This window comes from Variovorax sp. Varisp85 (assembly GCF_047304045.1).
Classification (GTDB): domain Bacteria; phylum Pseudomonadota; class Gammaproteobacteria; order Burkholderiales; family Burkholderiaceae_C; genus Variovorax.
In genome coordinates this window covers 20,320-37,869 of record NZ_JBGLYN010000018.1, presented here as the reverse complement: position 1 = coordinate 37,869, position 17,550 = coordinate 20,320, and the positions used below count along the sequence as shown (strand labels likewise).

At 61.7% G+C, this 17,550-nt stretch carries 17 protein-coding genes; 14 read left to right on the top strand and 3 right to left on the bottom strand.

The annotated features are described in order from the left end of the window. Positions 1-45: 45 nt before the first annotated feature. A complete protein-coding gene (locus ACCC97_RS09925; RefSeq protein ID WP_007828707.1) occupies positions 46-774 on the top strand; it encodes a hypothetical protein in 729 nt (242 codons plus the stop codon). Positions 775-790: 16 nt separating this feature from the next. On the opposite strand, the gene argC is transcribed toward ACCC97_RS09925, so the two are convergent. Continuing rightward, positions 791-1,714: an N-acetyl-gamma-glutamyl-phosphate reductase gene (argC, locus tag ACCC97_RS09920; protein WP_413314212.1), complete on the bottom strand. Its 924-nt coding sequence runs from the start codon at positions 1,712-1,714 to the stop codon at positions 791-793. Positions 1,715-1,919: 205 nt separating this feature from the next. On the opposite strand from argC, the gene sucC reads away from it, so the two are divergent. From sucC to ACCC97_RS09855, 13 genes are all read left to right on the top strand, one after another. Beyond that, entirely contained in the window at positions 1,920-3,086 is a 1,167-nt protein-coding gene (sucC, locus tag ACCC97_RS09915) for an ADP-forming succinate--CoA ligase subunit beta (protein WP_007828709.1), read from the top strand. 10 nt (positions 3,087-3,096) lie between these two features. Beyond that, positions 3,097-3,990, top strand: coding sequence for a succinate--CoA ligase subunit alpha (gene sucD, locus ACCC97_RS09910; protein ID WP_007828710.1), 894 nt, complete (start codon positions 3,097-3,099; stop codon positions 3,988-3,990). 119 nt (positions 3,991-4,109) lie between these two features. Further along, on the top strand, positions 4,110-4,793 hold the full coding sequence (locus ACCC97_RS09905; protein WP_007828712.1) for a TerC family protein: 684 nt from the start codon (positions 4,110-4,112) through the stop codon (positions 4,791-4,793). Positions 4,794-4,821: 28 nt separating this feature from the next. Then, complete coding sequence (locus tag ACCC97_RS09900) at positions 4,822-5,610, top strand: Stp1/IreP family PP2C-type Ser/Thr phosphatase (protein WP_413332551.1); 789 nt, start codon at positions 4,822-4,824, stop codon at positions 5,608-5,610. Between the two features lie 87 nt (positions 5,611-5,697). Beyond that, positions 5,698-6,351, top strand: coding sequence for an FHA domain-containing protein (locus ACCC97_RS09895; protein WP_007828715.1), 654 nt, complete (start codon positions 5,698-5,700; stop codon positions 6,349-6,351). A gap of 51 nt (positions 6,352-6,402) precedes the next feature. After that, positions 6,403-8,655: a CHASE2 domain-containing protein gene (locus ACCC97_RS09890; protein WP_413332549.1), complete on the top strand. Its 2,253-nt coding sequence runs from the start codon at positions 6,403-6,405 to the stop codon at positions 8,653-8,655. 29 nt (positions 8,656-8,684) lie between these two features. Further along, positions 8,685-9,488 (top strand): 3',5'-cyclic-nucleotide phosphodiesterase, encoded by an 804-nt coding sequence (locus ACCC97_RS09885; RefSeq protein WP_413332613.1) that lies wholly within the window; start codon positions 8,685-8,687, stop codon positions 9,486-9,488. A 205-nt stretch (positions 9,489-9,693) separates the two neighbouring features. Beyond that, positions 9,694-10,152 (top strand): pilin, encoded by a 459-nt coding sequence (locus ACCC97_RS09880; RefSeq protein WP_413332548.1) that lies wholly within the window; start codon positions 9,694-9,696, stop codon positions 10,150-10,152. Between the two features lie 66 nt (positions 10,153-10,218). Beyond that, the gene (locus ACCC97_RS09875; protein WP_413332546.1) at positions 10,219-12,135 is read left to right on the top strand and encodes a hypothetical protein; all 1,917 of its coding nucleotides are present in this window, start codon (positions 10,219-10,221) and stop codon (positions 12,133-12,135) included. After that, positions 12,125-12,562, top strand: coding sequence for a GtrA family protein (locus ACCC97_RS09870; RefSeq protein WP_413332544.1), 438 nt, complete (start codon positions 12,125-12,127; stop codon positions 12,560-12,562). Before ACCC97_RS09875 ends, ACCC97_RS09870 begins: the two co-directional genes overlap by 11 nt. A 10-nt stretch (positions 12,563-12,572) precedes the next feature. Next, complete coding sequence (locus ACCC97_RS09865) at positions 12,573-14,198, top strand: NAD(P)/FAD-dependent oxidoreductase (RefSeq protein ID WP_413332543.1); 1,626 nt, start codon at positions 12,573-12,575, stop codon at positions 14,196-14,198. A 120-nt stretch (positions 14,199-14,318) separates the two neighbouring features. Next, a complete protein-coding gene (locus ACCC97_RS09860; protein WP_413332541.1) occupies positions 14,319-14,807 on the top strand; it encodes a hypothetical protein in 489 nt (162 codons plus the stop codon). Then, a complete protein-coding gene (locus tag ACCC97_RS09855; RefSeq protein ID WP_413332540.1) occupies positions 14,804-16,330 on the top strand; it encodes a hypothetical protein in 1,527 nt (508 codons plus the stop codon). Before ACCC97_RS09860 ends, ACCC97_RS09855 begins: the two co-directional genes overlap by 4 nt. 168 nt (positions 16,331-16,498) lie before the next feature. Here ACCC97_RS09855 and ACCC97_RS09850 read toward each other — a convergent pair whose 3' ends face one another. Further along, on the bottom strand, positions 16,499-17,074 hold the full coding sequence (locus tag ACCC97_RS09850; RefSeq protein WP_413332538.1) for a GspH/FimT family pseudopilin: 576 nt from the start codon (positions 17,072-17,074) through the stop codon (positions 16,499-16,501). Continuing rightward, the gene (locus ACCC97_RS09845; protein ID WP_413332536.1) at positions 17,071-17,550 is read right to left on the bottom strand and encodes a type IV pilin protein; all 480 of its coding nucleotides are present in this window, start codon (positions 17,548-17,550) and stop codon (positions 17,071-17,073) included. The genes ACCC97_RS09850 and ACCC97_RS09845 overlap by 4 nt, the downstream gene beginning before the upstream one ends.

The following is a 17,550-nucleotide window of genomic DNA, read 5'->3' as shown; positions in this document are numbered from 1 at the left end:
CAGCCCACAAGAAGGACCGGCCGTCACTTTTGGAGGAGCTTTTCCGTGTCACCTGAGCCCATCGGCCAGCCGTCTCTCGTTCGCACCGGCGCCAAGGCCGGCCTTTCCTTCGCCGGCTCCGTGATCAAGGGCAGTCTCCTCGGCCTGATTCTGGGCGGCGGCGTTTTCTTCTTCTATCTGGGCCAACTGCACGGGCCGGGCAACACGGCGGCGCGTGCCGGTGGGGCTGGCGCCATCCTTGCGCTCGTCACCTCGCCGCCGCTGCTGGTGGCCGTTTTGCTGCTGCTGTTCGTGGCCGTCTACGCGATGCTCGGCGTGCAGCAGGGCCGCGCGCGTGCAATGCAGCACCTGGTCGCGGCGCGTGGCGAGGCGGTGTCGCAGCGGCTCGGCGGCGCGATTGCCGGGCGCATCGAGGCGATGCCGCGTGCCCACGGCACCCTGCAGCGCGCAGCCGAATGGCTGTCGATCGATGCCTTGAGCAAGCAGCTCGCGCCGGTGCTGGGCGAGGGCAGGGCGGTGCGTTCGGTGGTGAGCTTCGTGCTCGACCGGCTGCCGCTGAGCGAGATGCTCGCCGAGTGGCAGCAAAGCCGCGCCGAGCATGGCGAGCCGCCGGTGGGCGAGGGCGCTGCGCAGGACCCGGCCCTGCGTGCCTTGCTCACGCGCCGCATCCGCGAGACGCTGCAGGACATGGCGACACCCTCGCGCAAGCCGCTCTACATCGCGCTGGGCGCGCACGCGGCGCTGCTGGGCGTTGGACTCTGGCTGGTGAACTGACGAGGAAGCGCGGCGCTCAGAGCGCCAGCATCAGCTTCAGGTTCTGCACCGCGGCGCCGCTGGCGCCCTTGCCGAGGTTGTCGAGGCGGGCGATCACCACGGCATGGCGGTGGTCTTCGTTCGGGAACACGCGGATCTCGAGCTCGTTGGTGTCGTTGAGCGCCAACGCATCGAGCTTGCCGTCCTCGGTGGGCGGCAGCACCTTCACGAATTTTTCGGGCGTGTTGCTGCGCGCGTAATGCGCGGCCAGCGCGTCCTGCAGGTCGCCGGCCTTCGGCTTGCCCGGGAGCAGGTCGAGGTGCAGCGGCAGTTGCACCAGCATGCCCTGCTTGAAGTTGCCCACCGACGGGATGAAGACCGGCCGGCGGGTGAGGCCGGTGTAGGTCATGATTTCGGGGATGTGCTTGTGCTTCAGGCCCAGCGCGTAGGTCTCGAACAGCGGGGCTTCGCCCTTTTCATGAGCCTCGATCATGGTCCGGCCGCCGCCCGAGTAGCCGCTCACCGATGGCAGCGAGATCGGGAAATCGGCGGGCAGCAGGCCCGCGTCGACCAGCGGACGCACCATGGCGATGGCGCCGGTGGCGTAGCAGCCCGGGTTGCCGACGCGCTCGGCCTTGGCCACGGCCTGCCAGTGGCCTTCCACCAGTTCGGGGAAGCCGAACACCCAACCCGGGGCGATGCGGTGCGCCGTGGAGGCGTCGATGATCTTGGGCTTCCTGCCGGGCAGCTGATCGATCAGTGCGACCGATTCGCGCGCCGCGTCGTCGTGCAGGCACAGCACCACCAGGTCGACGCCGGCCATCAGGTCGCGCTTGGCATTGGCGTCTTTTCGCAGCTCGGGCGCGATGCTCACGAGTTCGATCTGCGGCATCGCCTGGAGCCGTTCGCGAATCTGCAGGCCGGTGGTACCGGCTTCGCCGTCGATGAAAACCTTGGCCATGATGGAGTGTGCTCGGGTGGCTAGAAGAAAGTACGTATTGACCGCAAACCCGCGTACGGTATTGGTGCGGCGCACCATGATACAGTCCGCGGTTGTTCGCCGCCCCCAGCCGTCAGGCTGCCGTCGCCCGCGAGCAACAGAGCCAACGAAGCCTCAGACCCCAGATCTCCTGTTCTCAACCTCCTCCTTCCGAGAGACATCCCTCATGAAGATTCACGAGTACCAAGGCAAGGAAATCCTTGCCAAGTTCGGCGTGCCGGTGCCGCGCGGCATCCCGGCCTATACGGTTCAGGAGGCTGTCGAAGCCGCCCAGAAACTTGGAGGCCCGGTCTGGGTCGTCAAGGCCCAGATCCACGCGGGTGGCCGCGGCAAGGGCGGCGGCGTCAAAGTCGCCAAGTCCATCGAAGACGTCAAGAAGCTCGCCGGCGAAATCCTCGGCATGCAGCTCAAGACGCACCAGACCGGCCCCGAAGGCCAGAAGGTCCGCCGCCTCTACATCGAAGACGGCGCCGACATCAACAAGGAATACTACGTCTCGGCCGTGACCGACCGCGCCACCCAGAAGGTGGCCTTCATCGCTTCGAGCGAAGGCGGCATGGACATCGAGGAAGTGGCCCACTCCTCGCCCGAGAAGATCATCACCGTGTTCGCAGACCCCGAAAAGGGCCTGACCGACGAACAGGCCAAGCAGATCGCCGACGGCATCGGCATGCCCGCCGATTCGACCGCCCAGACGGTCGACATCCTCAAGAAGCTCTACACCTGCTACATGGAGACGGACGCCTCGCTGGTCGAGATCAACCCGCTCAACCGTGACAGCAAGGGCAAGGTCATGGCGCTGGACGCCAAGTTCAACTTCGACAGCAACGCGCTGTTCCGCCACCCCGAAATCGTGGCCCTGCGCGACCTTGACGAAGAAGACGCGGCCGAAGTGGAAGCCTCGAAGTTCGACCTCGCCTACATCAGCCTCGACGGCAACATCGGCTGCCTGGTGAACGGTGCCGGCCTGGCCATGGCCACCATGGACACCATCAAGCTGTTCGGCGGCGAGCCGGCCAACTTCCTGGACGTGGGCGGCGGCGCCACCCCCGAGAAGGTCACCGAAGCCTTCAAGATCATGCTGAAGAACAAGAACGTGGAAGCCATCCTCGTGAACATCTTCGGCGGCATCATGAAGTGCGACACCATCGCCACCGGCGTGATCGCAGCCTGCAAGGCCGTGAACCTGCAAGTGCCGCTGGTCGTTCGCATGAAGGGCACCAACGAAGTCGAAGGCAAGAAGCTGCTGGCCGATTCGGGCCTGCCGATCATCAGCGCCGACACCATGGCGGAAGCGGCCCAGAAGGTCGTGGCAGCAGTCAAGAAGGCCTAAGGAACAAGTCATGTCGATCTACATCAACAAAGACACCAAAGTCATCACGCAAGGCATCACCGGCAAGACCGGCCAGTTCCACACCGAAAAGTGCCAGGAATACGCGAACGGCAAGAACGCCTTCGTGGCGGGCGTGAACCCGAAGAAGGCCGGCGAGTCGATCTTCAACATCCCGATCTTCGGTTCGGTGAAGGAAGCTGCTTCGCAGACCGGCGCCACCGTGTCGGTGATCTACGTGCCGCCGGCAGGCGCCGCGGCCGCCATCTGGGAAGCCGTCGAGGCCGACCTGGACCTGGCGATCTGCATCACCGAAGGCATTCCCGTTCGCGACATGCTCGAAGTGCGCAACAAGATGAAGGCCAAGGAAGCGGCCGGCGGCAAGAAGACGCTGCTGCTGGGCCCGAACTGCCCCGGCCTGATCACGCCCGACGAAATCAAGATCGGCATCATGCCCGGCCACATCCACCGCAAGGGCCGCATCGGCGTGGTCTCCCGTTCGGGCACGCTGACGTACGAAGCCGTGGCTCAACTGACCGAAATCGGCCTGGGCCAATCGTCGGCAGTCGGCATCGGCGGCGACCCGATCAACGGCCTGAAGCACATCGACGTGATGAAGGCCTTCAACGACGATCCGGACACCGACGCGGTCATCATGATCGGCGAAATCGGCGGCCCCGACGAAGCTGACGCAGCCCGCTGGTGCAAGGAACACATGAAGAAGCCGGTCGTCGGCTTCATCGCCGGTGTCACCGCCCCTCCCGGCAAGCGCATGGGCCACGCCGGCGCGCTGATCTCGGGCGGTGCCGACACGGCCGATGCCAAGCTGGCCATCATGGAAGAATGCGGCTTCACCGTGACGCGCAACTTCTCGGAACTGGCCAAGCTGCTCAAGGCGCAGCTCTAAGAGACGGCCCCGCGACACCGGCCGCAGAGCCGGGTCATGAGAGGACCACGCAGAAACAGAAAAGCGCCCGCACTCGATTGCGGGCGCTTTTTTCAATAAAACACAGTGGGATCAGAGACATGGAAATTCTTCAAAGCACCGATTTCTGGCTGGGTCTGCTCAAGATCGTCTGGATCAACATCATCCTGTCGGGGGACAACGCGGTGGTGATCGCCATGGCGGCGCGGTCGTTGCCGCCGGCGCAGCAGAAAAAGGCCGTGCTCTTCGGCTCGGGCGCGGCCGTGGTGCTGCGTATCGTGCTCACGGTGGTGGCAGCCAAGCTGCTCGCCCTGCCTTACCTGCAGATCATCGGCGGCCTGCTGCTGCTGTGGATCGGCCTGCAGCTGCTGAGCGAGGAAGACGAGGGCGAGGGCGAGTCCAAGGAATACGGCAGCATGATGGCCGCGGTGCGCACCATCCTGCTGGCCGACCTGGTGATGAGCCTGGACAACGTGATTGCCGTCGCGGCCGCCGCGCAGGGCAGCATGGTGCTGCTGGTCCTCGGCCTGGCGATCAGCATTCCCTTGGTGATTTTCGGCAGCACGCTCATGATCAAGCTCATGGAACGCTTCCCGATCATCGTCATGCTGGGTGCTGCGCTGATCGGCTGGGTCGGCGGCGAAACCATCGTGCAAGACGCGATCCTGCGCGACACGCTGGCGGCCAATCCCTGGTTGCACTACGCGGCGGCTGCTGCCGGTGCGGTGTTCGTCGTGGCTGGCGGCCGCTTGCTGCAACGGCGCGCACGTGCCGCTGCTCATTGAGTTTCCAAGAAGTCAGTACTGACAAACCATGGCGAGTGTCGGCGTTTCCATGTTCTCCACTCGCCCCGCGCTGACCTGGGAATTCGCCTCCCTGACCGACGTCGGGCGAACGCGCGCCCATAACGAGGACGCCGTGCACGTGGACCCCGCCCTCGGGCTGGCCTTGCTGGCCGACGGCATGGGCGGCTACAAGGGCGGCGAAGTGGCCAGCGCGATGGCCGTCTCCCGGATGCACGCCAGCTTCGGCCGCTGGTTCACCCAGGCCGGGATGCAGGCGCCTGCCCGCGTGGTCCGGCGGGCGCTGCAGGCAGCCACGGACGAGGCCAACGGCTCAATCCTGCATGCCGGCACGACCAACCCCGAACTGCAGGGCATGGGAACGACCCTGGTGCTGGCGGCATTCCGGCCGCAGCGCGTGGTGGTCGGCCACATCGGCGACTCGCGGTGCTACCGCGTGCGCAACAACAAGCTGGAACTGCTCACGCGTGATCACTCGCTGCGCCAGCAGCAGCTCGACGCCGGCGCCATCACCGCCGAGGAAGCCCTGAATTCGCCCACGCGCAACCTGGTGACCCGCGCCGTGGGCGTGGAGGCCCAGGTCTTGCTGGAAATGCACGAACACAGCGCAAGACCGGGCGATCTCTATATGCTCTGCTCCGACGGGCTCAGCGAGATGGTTTCGGACGAGCAGCTTTTCACGCTTCTAGGACACGATGTCGGGCTTCAGAAAAAAGCATCACTTTTGGTTGAAATTGCCAACGAGAATGGCGGACGGGACAACATCTCTGTTGTCCTGGCCAGCGCGAGCGTTGCATAGGCGCCTCGCACGGCCAGGTGGCAGGCTCCGGCGGCATCACGCCGATGCGCTTGTCGTCTTTCAAGCTTTGGATACCGGGGGGCGGCAATGCCGAGGATGATCATTTCGGTCGATGGCGTTGTCATCGGGCAAGTGGCGCTTGCCAAGGAGCGCACGACACTGGGACGCCGTGCCTACAACGACATCGTGATCGACAATCTGGCGGTCAGCGGCGAACACGCCGTGCTGCACATGAGCGGTGGCGAAGTCGAAATTGAAGATCTCAACAGCACCAACGGCACCTACGTCAATGCGCTCGCCATCCAGAAGCAGGCGCTCAAGGACAACGATGTCGTCGAGGTCGGCGGCTGCCGCATCCATTTCCGCGCGCGCAGCAACCTGGCCGTCAGCGCCAGCTCGGTCCGCACCGCATCGGCCGAGTTCCTGTCGGGGAACATGCCCCTGTCGTCGGCACCCACGGAATCGGGCGCGCTGGTCGAACTCGGCGTTCCGGTGCTGCGCGTGCTCTCCGGCGCCAACGAGGGGCAGGACGTCGCGCTGCAGAAGGTCGTCACCACCATCGGCAAGCCCGGTGTCGCGGTGGCGGTGGTCACGCGCCGGCGCACGGGCTACGTGGCCGCGGGTGTCGAAGGACGCGTCATGCTCAACGGCCAGCAACTGGGGGCCGAGGCGGTCGCGCTGCAGGAGCACGACGTGCTCGAGCTCGGCGGTGCCACACGCATGCAGTTCGTGCGCATCTGAGCCGCTTTTTCTTCCGGCCTGTTGCGGCAAAGCCCATACGAGTGCAGCGCCGTGAGAGGGCTTCGACGGCACTGGCCGCGTATCGCCATCACGTTGCTGCCGGTGCTGTTGGCGCTGGCGCATGCCACCGGCGCGTGGCAGCTGAGCGCACTCGAACGCCTTGATCGGCTGATCTACGACATCCGCCTGCGTGCCACCATGCCGGGCACGTTCGATGCGCGCGTCGTGATCGTCGACGTCGACGACGCCAGCCTGGCACGCCAGGGGCAGTGGCCCTGGGCGCGCGACAAGATCGCCCGTCTCACCACGGAACTGATGGCCCGCCAGCAGGCGGCCGTGCTCGGTTTCGACGTCATGTTCCTCGAACCGGACCGCAGCTCCGGCCTCGACAGGCTGCGGGAAATCGCCAGCGGGCCGCTGGGCGGCATGCCGGGCCTGGCCGCCGAGGTCGAGCGGCTTGCACCCTCGCTCGATCACGATGCCACGCTCGCCGCGGCGCTCGAAGGCCAGCGCGTGGCGCTGGGCTACTACTTCACGCGGACCGAGACGCCGAGCGCCAAGGGACAGCTGCCTCCTGCCCCCTCGTTGCCGGAGGGGGCGTTCCCCCCGCGCGGCATTTACGCCACCAACTGGAATGGCTTCGGAGCCAGCCTGCCGGCGCTGGCGCAGGCCGCGCCCATTGCGGGATTCCTGAATACGCTGGTTGGCGCCACCGGCGACGGCGTCATTCGCAGCGTGCCGCTCATCGCCCGCTACGAGGGCGACAAGGCGCAGCCGGGCTACTACGAATCGCTCGCGCTCGCGGTCTACCGCCTCGCAAACGGATTGCCGCCCGTGCAGCCCGCCTTTGCGCCCGGCGGCGCCAAGCCGCAGCTCGAATCGCTGCGAGTGGGCCCCCTGCGCATACCGGTCGACGCAACGGGCAGCATGCAGGTGCCGTTCCGCGGCCCCGGCGGTGCCGGCGGCGGGTCGTTCCGCTATGTGTCCGCCGCCGACGTGCTCGAGGGCCGGCTCGGGCCGGGCGAACTGAAGGGCAAGATCGTGCTCGTGGGCGCCACCGCCCCAGGCCTGCAAGACCTGCGCGCCACGCCGGTCGAGGCCGCATTTCCGGGCGTGGAAGTGCATGCCAACATCGTCTCCGGCCTGCTCGACCATCGGCTGCTCAGCGTGCCCGACTACGCCTCGGGCTACGAGACGCTGATGGTCGCCGTGACGGGGCTCGTGCTGGCCTTCGGGCTGTCGCTGCTGCCGGCGCCGCGCGCCGTGTTGCTGGCCGCGGGGGCGATCGCCGTGCTGATCGGCCTCAACACCTGGCTGTACGCGAGCCACGGCCTCGTGCTGCCGCTGGCGTCGGCCCTGGCCATGACGGCGCTTGCCTTCGCGCTCAACATGAGCTGGGGCTACCTCGTCGAATCGCGCGCGCGGCGCGGCCTGGTACGGCTTTTCGGCACCTACGTGCCGCCCCAGCTCGTCAACGAAATGATGGCGCACCCCGACCGCTACAGCATGCGCGCCGAGAGCAAGCCCATGACCGTCATGTTCTGCGACATGCGCGACTTCACCCGCCTGTCGGAGCAGATGGCCCCGGCCGAGCTGCAGGCCTTTCTCAACACCGTCTTCAGCCGGCTCACCAACGTCATCAGCGCCCACCGCGGCACCGTCGACAAGTACATGGGCGACTGCGTCATGGCCTTCTGGGGCGCGCCCATCGACACGCCCGACCACGCCACCCTCGCCGTGCGCGCCGCGCTCGACATGGCCGATGCCGTGCACGACATCAACCGCATCCACCGCGCCAGCGGCCGCCCCGAGATCAGCGTGGGCATCGGCATCAACAGCGGCGTGATGAGCGTGGGCGACATGGGCTCCACCGCGCGCCGCAGCTATACCGTGGTCGGCGATGCGGTCAACCTCGCATCCCGCCTCGAGGGCCTGAGTGGGCACTACGGAATGGAAATCGTCGCCAGCGGCGCCACCCGCGAGCTGGCGCCCGGCTACATCTGGCAAGAGCTCGACAGCGTGCTCGTCAAAGGCAAGGCACAAGCCGTTGCCGTTTTTACGCCCCTGGCCGCGCACACGCCCGAAGCGGCGAAAGAGACTCAGCAGTTGCTCGACCGCTGGAGCGAAGTGCTCGCGGCTTACCGCCGGCAGGACTGGGCGGTGGGCCGAAACTTGCTGGCTCCCCTGCTCGCCGCGGACGCAAAAAAAGTCCTTTACCAGCTCTACGCCCAGCGTTTAGCCTCAATGGCGTTGCGCCCGCAGGACCCTGATTGGGACGGTGCAACCCGGTTCGAAACCAAATGACGGCAGACACATACGAGGGGTCTCTCACAATGCAGGTTCGTGTGCTGGGTTGCTCGGGCGCCATCGCCAAAGACTGCCGCACCACCTCGTTCCTGGTCGACACGGACCTGCTCGTCGATGCGGGCACCGGTGTCGGCGACCTTACGCTCGATGAGATGGCCCGCATCGACGACGTCGTGCTCACGCACAGCCACCTCGACCACATCGCCGCCCTGCCGCTGATGCTCGACGCCGTCGGCAGCCGCCGCACCCGGCCCCTGCGCGTGCATGCGCTGCGCGCCACCATCGAGGCGCTGCGCACGCACGTGTTCAACAACGTCATCTGGCCGAATTTCGAGAGCATTCCCAGCGCCGAGGCGCCCTTCGTGAGCTTTCACGACATCGCGGTGGGGCAGATGCTGCACCTGGGGAGCCGCGAGCCCAAGCTCGTCGAGGTGCTGCCGGCGGTTCATACGGTGCCGGCCTGCGGCTTTGCCGTGCGGCGGGCCGAAGGCGGCGCCCACTGGGTCTTCAGCGGCGACACAGAGCGCAACGCGCCGTTCTGGGAGCGCGTGAACGCGATCGACGTGGCGATGCTGGTGATTGAAACGGCCTTCAGCAGCCGAGAACAAGCGCTGGCCGAGCGCAGCCTGCATCTGTCGCCTGCGGTGCTGGCCGATGAGCTGATGCACATCGAGCCGGGGAAGCAATACCCGATCTACATCACGCACACCAAGCCGGCGGAGACGGACGAGATCATGAGCCAGATCGAGGCGCTGGCGGTCGAGCAGGTGGCGGGGTTGGCGCAGCGGGATATTCGCTGGTTGAAGGCGGATGGGGTGCTGACTTTCTGACCGCCAGGGGTGCGGGGCATGACAAATTTGTCACTCCGGTAGCATCTCGAAGCAAGTTGTGTCACATGGTGTAACGCTGAAGTGAGCGAAGGTGACGGGTTCGGTCAGTTGAGGGCCCTGCGAACGGGTGGCACGGATGCTGCGGAAGGTACCTCGCTCCGGGCAGGTTCCCGGGCGTAACAACCAACCAACCTGGAGTTAGTGAATGAACCGTCGTTCCATCGCACGTAACGTGCAAAAGGGTTTCACCCTTATCGAATTGATGATCGTTGTGGCGATCATTGGTATTTTGGCTGCTGTGGCTCTGCCGGCGTATCAGGATTACACCGTGCGCGCACGCGTCTCTGAAGCTATGGTGCTCGCATCGGCTGCCAAGACGCTCGTGGGTGAAAACGCTGCTAATGCAGCGTCCGACCTCACGCTGGGCTTTGATTCCGCTTCCGTTTCGTCTACCAAGAACGTCGCCAGCATGTCGATTGGCAGTGCTGGTGCCATTTCTGTTGTTACGACAACCGCTGCAGGTGGTGTTACGTTGGTTTTGACTCCAACTTCCGATGGTCAGGCGCTGGCTGCAAATACGCCTCCGACCAAGCAGATCGTGTGGAAGTGCACAACTGCGGATACCACCAAGTTCAAGTACGTTCCGAGCGAATGCCGCCAATAACGGGCAGGCATTGACGGCTAATCATGAGGCCCGCGTTCGCGCGGGTTTTTTTTGTCCGGTGCAAAAATGATGATCGCAGGGAGAAGAGGTCAATGGGCAATTGCCGTGGTTGCGGTGCTGCTTTTTGTCTGGACACATCCCTACAACGGAATCCGCCATGACGGCATGCTGTACGTGGCCCAAGCCCTCAAACACGTCGACCCTGCGGTTTTCAATGGTGACCTGTTCTTCAAATACGGTTCGCAGGATTCTTTCAGCCTCTTTGGGCGAGCATATGCGTTCGCTGTCGTCGCCTTCGGTGTGGCCTGGTCTTCACTGGCCGGGGTGCTTGTAGGGCAAATTCTGTTCGTTGTTGCGGCGGGGCTTCTTGTCTGGCATGTATTGCCGGAAGACTCAAGGGCATTGGCGTGCTGCATCTTGGCTGTCACCGCCGGCACCTACGGTAGTTTGTCTCTGATCCATTTTGCGGAGCCTTTTCTAACGGCTCGCACTTATGCGGAAGTTCTGGTGATCTTCGGGCTGGCATTGATGGCTCGCAGACAACTGGTCGCTGCTTCCGTAGTTTGCGCGGCGGCGGCACTGCTCCATCCTTTGATGGCGCTGGCTGGAATGCTCTTGTGTTGGGCGCTTGCCGTGCAAAGACATCGGGGCTGGCTCTGGTTGATCGGGCTCAGTATTCCTGCGTTTGTTCTGGGCTATCTGGGCGTTGCACCGTTTGATCGTGCATTCCTCTTCTACGACGCCGAATGGCGGCAGCTTGTCGATAGACACAACTTCGTCTTCATGACGAGTTGGCCGCTCGCCAGTTGGCTGGCGCTGGTTGCGGATCTTGTACTACTTGGGGCTTTGGCGCTTCAACAGCGTGACGCACATTTCTCCACGTTGCTCAAAGCGCTCTTCCTGATAGCAATCCTCTGCGTGGGGGCGGCCCTACTTGGTAGCGATGTTCTCTCCAATGTGCTCATCACTTCGCTGCAGTTGTGGCGCGCGCAGTGGCTCGTCCATCTTGTAGCCTTGGTATTCTTGGCGCCAGAGCTTCTGCGTGCCTCGCGTGGTGTTCGGCAAGAGCAGCTGGCTGCGGCGCTTTTGGCCTACGCCGTACTGTTTCAGGATCTCATCACGGGAAGTCTGGCCATGCTGATGGGCCTTGTGCTTCTCTACGTCGGAGCACCCCGCGGTTGGCACGTGTCCCGGTTCACCCTGCGGATCTCCGCTGCATGCCTAGTGTTGGCGGCGGGTTATAACTGGTGGATGCAGGCTGGCCTCACGATTCGCATGGGCGAGTATTTGACCGGCGTTACTACATTAGGTGCCATCGACAAAGCCCGCATCTTTCTGCAGCAGGCGCCGGTGGGACCGCTACTCGTGGGGCTGGTCGCCATAGGACTGATCCGGTGTGTTCGGCATTCTCCGGTCGCCGTCAGCGCGATCTTAGTTGGGCTTCTGGCCTTCACCGGTGCCAACTGGGATCGTCGCCCCGAAATTGCCAAGATCGTCGAGAACACCCCTGTGCAAGGGCAGCATGTTTTTTCCGGCATCGTGCCGCCTGATGCCGAGGTCTATTGGCAAGGCGATGCATTGGCACCGTGGCTGTTGATGCACCGGCGCAGCTACGCGAGCGGTGTGCAGGCCGCGGGTCTAGTGTTCAACCGGGGGACCGCGATTGAACTGGACCGTCGAAGAGATGTGACCTCTGCGTTCGACATGCAGCGGGAGATCTGCGGTCTCCTTAACGCATTGCGAGATGACAAGGGCTCGTGCGAGCCCGATGTGTCGGGTCTGGAACTGACATGCGAAGCGGATCCGCTGCTCGGGTACATCGTGATGCCCACCAAGCTGGAGGGTTGGGTACTTGCTTCTTGGACACCCGGGGGAACAGATGCTGAACGCGAGAGCGGCATGAAAACGTACTACCTGTACAGCTGCGCCCAGCTCGTCGCGAAATCGAAAACCATCAATCACAAGGCTGTAGATGCAAGCTGATTCCTCATACGGTATTTCCTCTGCGGCGAGTCCTTCGGCGCTGTCTGTCGCGAAGGAGTTTGCAGGCTACTTTGCCGTATCGCTCGCGGGGCTTGCGGTAGATGCGACGGTGCTCCTAGTCTTGGTCTCGGGATGTGGATTGCCGGTTGTGCATTCATCCGTTGCCGCATTCATGGCCGGTCTCGCCGTGGTCTATCTGTGCTCCGTGAAGTTCGTATTTGCGAAACGGCGGGTTGCACAACCCGTCGTCGAGTTCTTCACATTCGCCATGTTGGGTGTCGCGGGCCTTCTTTTGACAATGCTCATCATGTATGTCGGCACGCAGCAACTGCATCTTGACTATCGGTGGACCAAGATCGTCGCGGCAGGCGCCAGCTTTGTCTGTAATTTCGCACTGCGCAAGCTGGTGCTTTTCTCGATGAGATGAGGGAGTGAATATGAACGAGATCAATGTTGTCGTGATCGGCGCGGGTCCGGCGGGGCTGACGGCTGCCTACGAACTCCAGCGCGCAGGGGTCAAGCGGGTCTGCGTGGTCGAGGCGGATACCCAAGTGGGGGGAATCTCCAAGACCGTCGAATACCGGGGCAACCGGATCGACATTGGAGGCCATCGGTTCTTCTCAAAATCCGATTGGGTGATGCAATGGTGGGCGTCCATTCTCCCCGTAGAGAAGGTGGAAGACGGTGTATCGCCCAGCTTTAAGTATCAAGGTCAGCAGAGAGAGGCATTGCCAGCGAACCTGGCGGAGGTCACTCCATCGGCGCGAGACGATGTAATGATGGTCCGGAATCGTCTCTCTCGGATCTATTTCAACGAGCGCTTCTTCGACTACCCCCTAAAGCTCAACGCGGGGAATCTGCGCAAGCTCGGCTGGGCAAAGACCGTCACTTTCGGGCTCAGTTACATCAAAGCCAAGGCAAGTCCCATCAAGCAGGAAGCCTCGTTGCAGGACTTCTTTATCAATCGCTTTGGCGAAAAGTTGTATCGCCAATTCTTCAAGGAATACACCGAAAAGGTCTGGGGCGTGCCATGCGGCGAAATCAGCGCGGCCTGGGGTGCTCAGCGCGTCAAGAGCCTCTCCGTCAGCAAGGCGCTGTGGCATGCGGCGAAATCGGCACTCGGCATGAACAGTGGTCAAGCTGAGCAGACCTCCCTGATCGAGTCGTTTGTCTATCCGAAACTCGGACCAGGACAGATGTGGGAAGAGGTCGCCAAGCGATTCGTGAGCAGTGGCGGGGTCCTGCTGATGAGGCATCGAGCACAACGTATTGAAATTTCCGAAGGCGCTGTTCGAGCGGTCGATGTAATTTCCCCCGACGGACAGCACCAGCGGCTCGATTGCACGCATGTCATATCCACCATGCCTATCAAGGACCTGGTGGCCGCATCGAAAGACGCCTGGCCGGCCGAAGTCACGGACATCGCCGCTCGCCTCGAGTATCGCGATTTCATGACAGTGGGACTTCTCTACCGGCGTGAGGATTTGCCTGTCGCACTGAACGACAACTGGATCTACATTCAGGAACCGGGTGTCAAAGTGGGGCGAGTGCAGGTCTTCAACAACTGGAGCCCTTACATGGTCAATGATCCAGATACGGTATGGCTTGGCCTCGAATTCTTCTGCAAGGAGGGAGATGAGTTGTGGTCAATGAGCGACGAGTCGCTCAAGCAACTCGCGCAGTCGGAGATGAAGCAGATTAAGTTGGTCAGCGCCTCGAAGGCCGTCGATGCCACGGTTCTCCGCGTTCCGAAGGCATATCCAGGCTATTTCGGCAAAGCCTACGAACAGTTCGATCAGGTTCAGTTGGCATTGGATGCCGTTCCAAATTTGTTTTTGGTCGGTCGCAATGGAATGCATCGATATAACAATCAGGATCACTCGATGCTGACGGCGAAGGAAGCTGCGCATCAGATCATCACCGGGAATGTCGACAAGAGTCGGCTGTGGGCCATCAACGTGGACGACGAGTACCATGAAGAGAAAGCGGCGCCGGAGGATAAATCAGTTTCTGCGGAGCTTGGGCTGGTTGGCGGAACACCAGCCTTGGGCGCTCAACGCTGATTGAAAATGTGGAGTATGCACTCGAGCCTTGGGCGAAGGTGCGGACTCAGACATGCAGCGAATGGAGGCTTGGCCGCACGCCTGGCGCTGAATGGTCTCGTGCTGCAAAGGTAAGTACTGATGCGCTCAATCACTGTCGGTTTTTTCGCATCCTTTGTGCTGCTGGTGTGTTGGCGTCAGTTGATTCCGGGGGGCTTCATTTTTTACCAAGGCATATTTTCAGCCGCTATTGGGGCGGTTGTTCAATGCTTAGTGCAGTACAAGAAACAACCGCAATCGCTCTACGTGAAGGATGCGATGGTGACCTTTCTACTGGTGTACGCCTTCGTGTTCACAATTCCAACGACTGTGGATCGCTCCTACTCCGTCAAAATGATCGAGCACGTCGCAGCGGCAGGAGGGGTTGTCTCAAAGGACGAGATTTCCTCAATGTTTCAGCGCTACTTCCGTGATGGTGGTGGCGTAGAACGGAGGCTGGAAGAGCAACTTGCGACAGGCACGATGCGAAAAGAGGGTGAAGGGGGCTACATCGCATCTTCCACAGGAAAATGGATGGCCGGCGCCTTTCGTGCGGTGGAGATGGTTTTCGCCTGCGGTTCACCGGAGTGACTAAGCGGCTGCAAATAATGGCGCCGAATTCCGACGCCCATGAGATTCGCCACCTCTATCCATCGAGAGCGACCACGCGTGGTCTTGAAATTACCTACCTGGCGTTGCCCGCGATCGTTTTTTCCCTGGGCTTTCTGGAGTGGTGGGTAAGCATTGCGGTTGTCCTTCTGCTGGGTGTCGGTTGTACCTTGCTCTTCATCGAGCGTCATGAGCAATCAGGCAACGCTTGGCCTACCTACGTAGGGGTGTGTGCGGCAGCGGCCGTTCTTCTTTTAGCTGGCTTCCCGACCGGACCCTTTGCTTGGGATTGGGTCAAGCATTGGGCTCTCGTCAATGCACTGGGAACAGAGCCGTGGCCCGTGGTGCTCGAGTTGAACGGTACCGCACAACATCTTCGCTTTTATCTGGGCGCCTATCTGGTGCCGTCCTTCTCGCACAAATTGCTGCCAAGCATCGACTTGCACTTTGCATTGGGGGCTTGGTTTTTCGGTGGATTTGCACTTGTGTTTCGCACGGTGTGCGCACTGGGCGCTACGAAATGGCAGTCCGTCGCCGCAGCAATGCTCTTGCTTGTGCTGGGTGGTGCCGACGCATTTGCCGAACACATCGCGCGAGCGATGCAGAGGCTTCCTGCTGCTCCGTGGTTGGGGATTCACTATGAGGCATGGGGGGCAAATGCCTTCCAACTGCCTATCGAGTTTTCGTCTTTTTTCACGGCACTGGTCTGGGTGCCGCATCAAAGCATCGCTACTTTCCTTGTGGGAGGTTTGATCCTTTTCAATGATCGAAAGGGCGGCTTTGGCGCGGCGGCGTTGGGCTATGGGCTTCTTTCCCTCTGGTCACCATACGGAATGATCGGTCTGCTACCGTTGATGCTCTTGTTGGCTTGGGAGAAACGCCGCGAATTGCTGGAATGGCGAACCTCGATCCAGGTGCTGGCTGGCGCAGTTGTCGCGCTTTGCATGGTGGACTATCTATCAACTGAACTGCCGTCCGGTGGTGCGTGTTTTTCTTGTCTTCCGAGTCGGCTTTATCTGATCCCGGATTTGTTCATTTTCCTGGCGATAGAACTAGCGGCGTTTGCATTGATTCTTCGTCAACGTATCGTTCAGGATATTGCTTGTTTGATTTCCCTTGGCACCCTGCTCGTCTTGCCGCTGTTGCACGGTCACACTCCTGACTTGGTCATGCGTGCGTCGATGGGCCCACTATTTGTATTAGGTGTTCGCTCTATTCAGACGATTTTCCAGAGGCCTCCAACTGGGCGGACTACTTTGCTCTTTGTGCTCGCCTTAGGTTTGTGCACACCGACAGCCGTGAGCGAAGCTATATATATACGGACCGGTGGGCTAGCGCATGCTGCCTTTGATTCGCGCGATCCTCTCGGGAAAAAATGGATTCGTACGGCGGCGACGAGGACGACTTACGATGTGCATGAATTCTTTGAGATATGCGGCTGGGAGTTCCTGCCTCAGTATTTCTCTAGGGAACAGCCTCACCTACTGCGCGGTTCCAAAAAATAGAGTCGACTGCATTCAGAGCAATTTTCTTAGAAGCTCATGCTAGTCTAGGTTGGCGGCGCTCTTCCAGTTGCGCAGCCGGCTTCTTATTCCACACGCCAAAGAAGATGCGGAGGGGCGTTGATTGCTGGGGCGGCTATCCCCGCGAATAGAATTCCGCCGCTATCGTCACTACTCGGTAGCGGACGTTGTACAAGTCGTATCTGTCGCGGGCTGGCAAGCTCTTGCTCGCCCCGTTTTCGCAATCACGACGATCCGTGTTTGTTGTGTCTTCGCAGTGCCCGAAATGTCATTGCGTTCGATCTTCAATGTGGCCGATTGAAAAACCGATCCGCTAGTCTGGGTGTAGCCCGACGGGTTGAACATGATGTACGCAGGGCTATTCTGCGCGGTCCCTTGCCCTGTTGCCGAGAAGTAGCTTGCCAATGCGCCCTGCTGGACGATGAGGACATCCGATCCGTCGAACTGCTGGTCGTTGTCGGTATCGACAAAAACAGTCCAGCCCGTCGCCCAGTCGTTGCCCGTGCGGGGGACCACAACCGCCTGTCGGCCACGCTTCATTGCCTCTCCTCGCGCGGCCCCCAGTGCAGCAACGAAAGAATTGGTTGCCGACGTGAGCTCTGAATTCCGCTGAAAGGCAACAAAGCTTGGTATGCCAATAACGAGCAATGTTGCTGCAATGGCGATCGTCACCATCAATTCAATAAGCGTGAAGCCGGATGTCCGGGGTGGGAGAGATGTCCTCATGGCCAGCACAGCCTGAATTTGGCATCTGTTGAGGAAATATTGCTGCAGGTCTTAACGCCGGTACTGCTCAAGCTAAGTGACCCGACAGCAGCATCGGCGACCGTTGGCGCAGCGGTGAGCTTGACGCATTGGGTGATCAACTGGCTGTCGCACGCAACAGCGGAAAGCCGGTAAGCCGGGCTGGAGGCGTTGTCTCCAGAATAGGCCTTGAACGTGTCTGCAGCAGCGGTCGGTGTAGTGACTCCCGACACGTCTGTAGTGAAGGCTAAGTAGGTGTTCCGTTGCGTCATGTACCTCTCTTGCTGCTGCATGAGTTCCAGCAGCGCAGTACGTGCCTGGGCCCGTCTCCCTTTCAACACGGAATCTCTGTACGAAGGATACGCAATGGACGCCAGGATGCCGACGATTGCCACCACGATCATCAATTCGATCAGGGTAAAGCCGCGCACCGACGCGCGTTTCTTGATGTTGGTCAT

What these genes read in the sequence shown, in the direction of transcription:
- sucD (WP_007828710.1), top strand. Translation starts at nt 3,097, where the DNA reads ATGTCGATCTACATCAACAAAGACACCAAAGTCATCACGCAAGGCATC.
- ACCC97_RS09845 (WP_413332536.1), bottom strand. Translation starts at nt 17,550, where the DNA reads ATGACCAACATCAAGAAACGCGCGTCGGTGCGCGGCTTTACCCTGATC.
- ACCC97_RS09875 (WP_413332546.1), top strand. Translation starts at nt 10,219, where the DNA reads ATGATGATCGCAGGGAGAAGAGGTCAATGGGCAATTGCCGTGGTTGCG.
- ACCC97_RS09865 (WP_413332543.1), top strand. Translation starts at nt 12,573, where the DNA reads ATGAACGAGATCAATGTTGTCGTGATCGGCGCGGGTCCGGCGGGGCTG.
- ACCC97_RS09860 (WP_413332541.1), top strand. Translation starts at nt 14,319, where the DNA reads ATGCGCTCAATCACTGTCGGTTTTTTCGCATCCTTTGTGCTGCTGGTG.
- ACCC97_RS09885 (WP_413332613.1), top strand. Translation starts at nt 8,685, where the DNA reads ATGCAGGTTCGTGTGCTGGGTTGCTCGGGCGCCATCGCCAAAGACTGC.
- ACCC97_RS09900 (WP_413332551.1), top strand. Translation starts at nt 4,822, where the DNA reads ATGGCGAGTGTCGGCGTTTCCATGTTCTCCACTCGCCCCGCGCTGACC.
- ACCC97_RS09870 (WP_413332544.1), top strand. Translation starts at nt 12,125, where the DNA reads ATGCAAGCTGATTCCTCATACGGTATTTCCTCTGCGGCGAGTCCTTCG.
- ACCC97_RS09895 (WP_007828715.1), top strand. Translation starts at nt 5,698, where the DNA reads ATGCCGAGGATGATCATTTCGGTCGATGGCGTTGTCATCGGGCAAGTG.
- ACCC97_RS09850 (WP_413332538.1), bottom strand. Translation starts at nt 17,074, where the DNA reads ATGAGGACATCTCTCCCACCCCGGACATCCGGCTTCACGCTTATTGAA.
- ACCC97_RS09905 (WP_007828712.1), top strand. Translation starts at nt 4,110, where the DNA reads ATGGAAATTCTTCAAAGCACCGATTTCTGGCTGGGTCTGCTCAAGATC.
- argC (WP_413314212.1), bottom strand. Translation starts at nt 1,714, where the DNA reads ATGGCCAAGGTTTTCATCGACGGCGAAGCCGGTACCACCGGCCTGCAG.
- ACCC97_RS09880 (WP_413332548.1), top strand. Translation starts at nt 9,694, where the DNA reads ATGAACCGTCGTTCCATCGCACGTAACGTGCAAAAGGGTTTCACCCTT.
- sucC (WP_007828709.1), top strand. Translation starts at nt 1,920, where the DNA reads ATGAAGATTCACGAGTACCAAGGCAAGGAAATCCTTGCCAAGTTCGGC.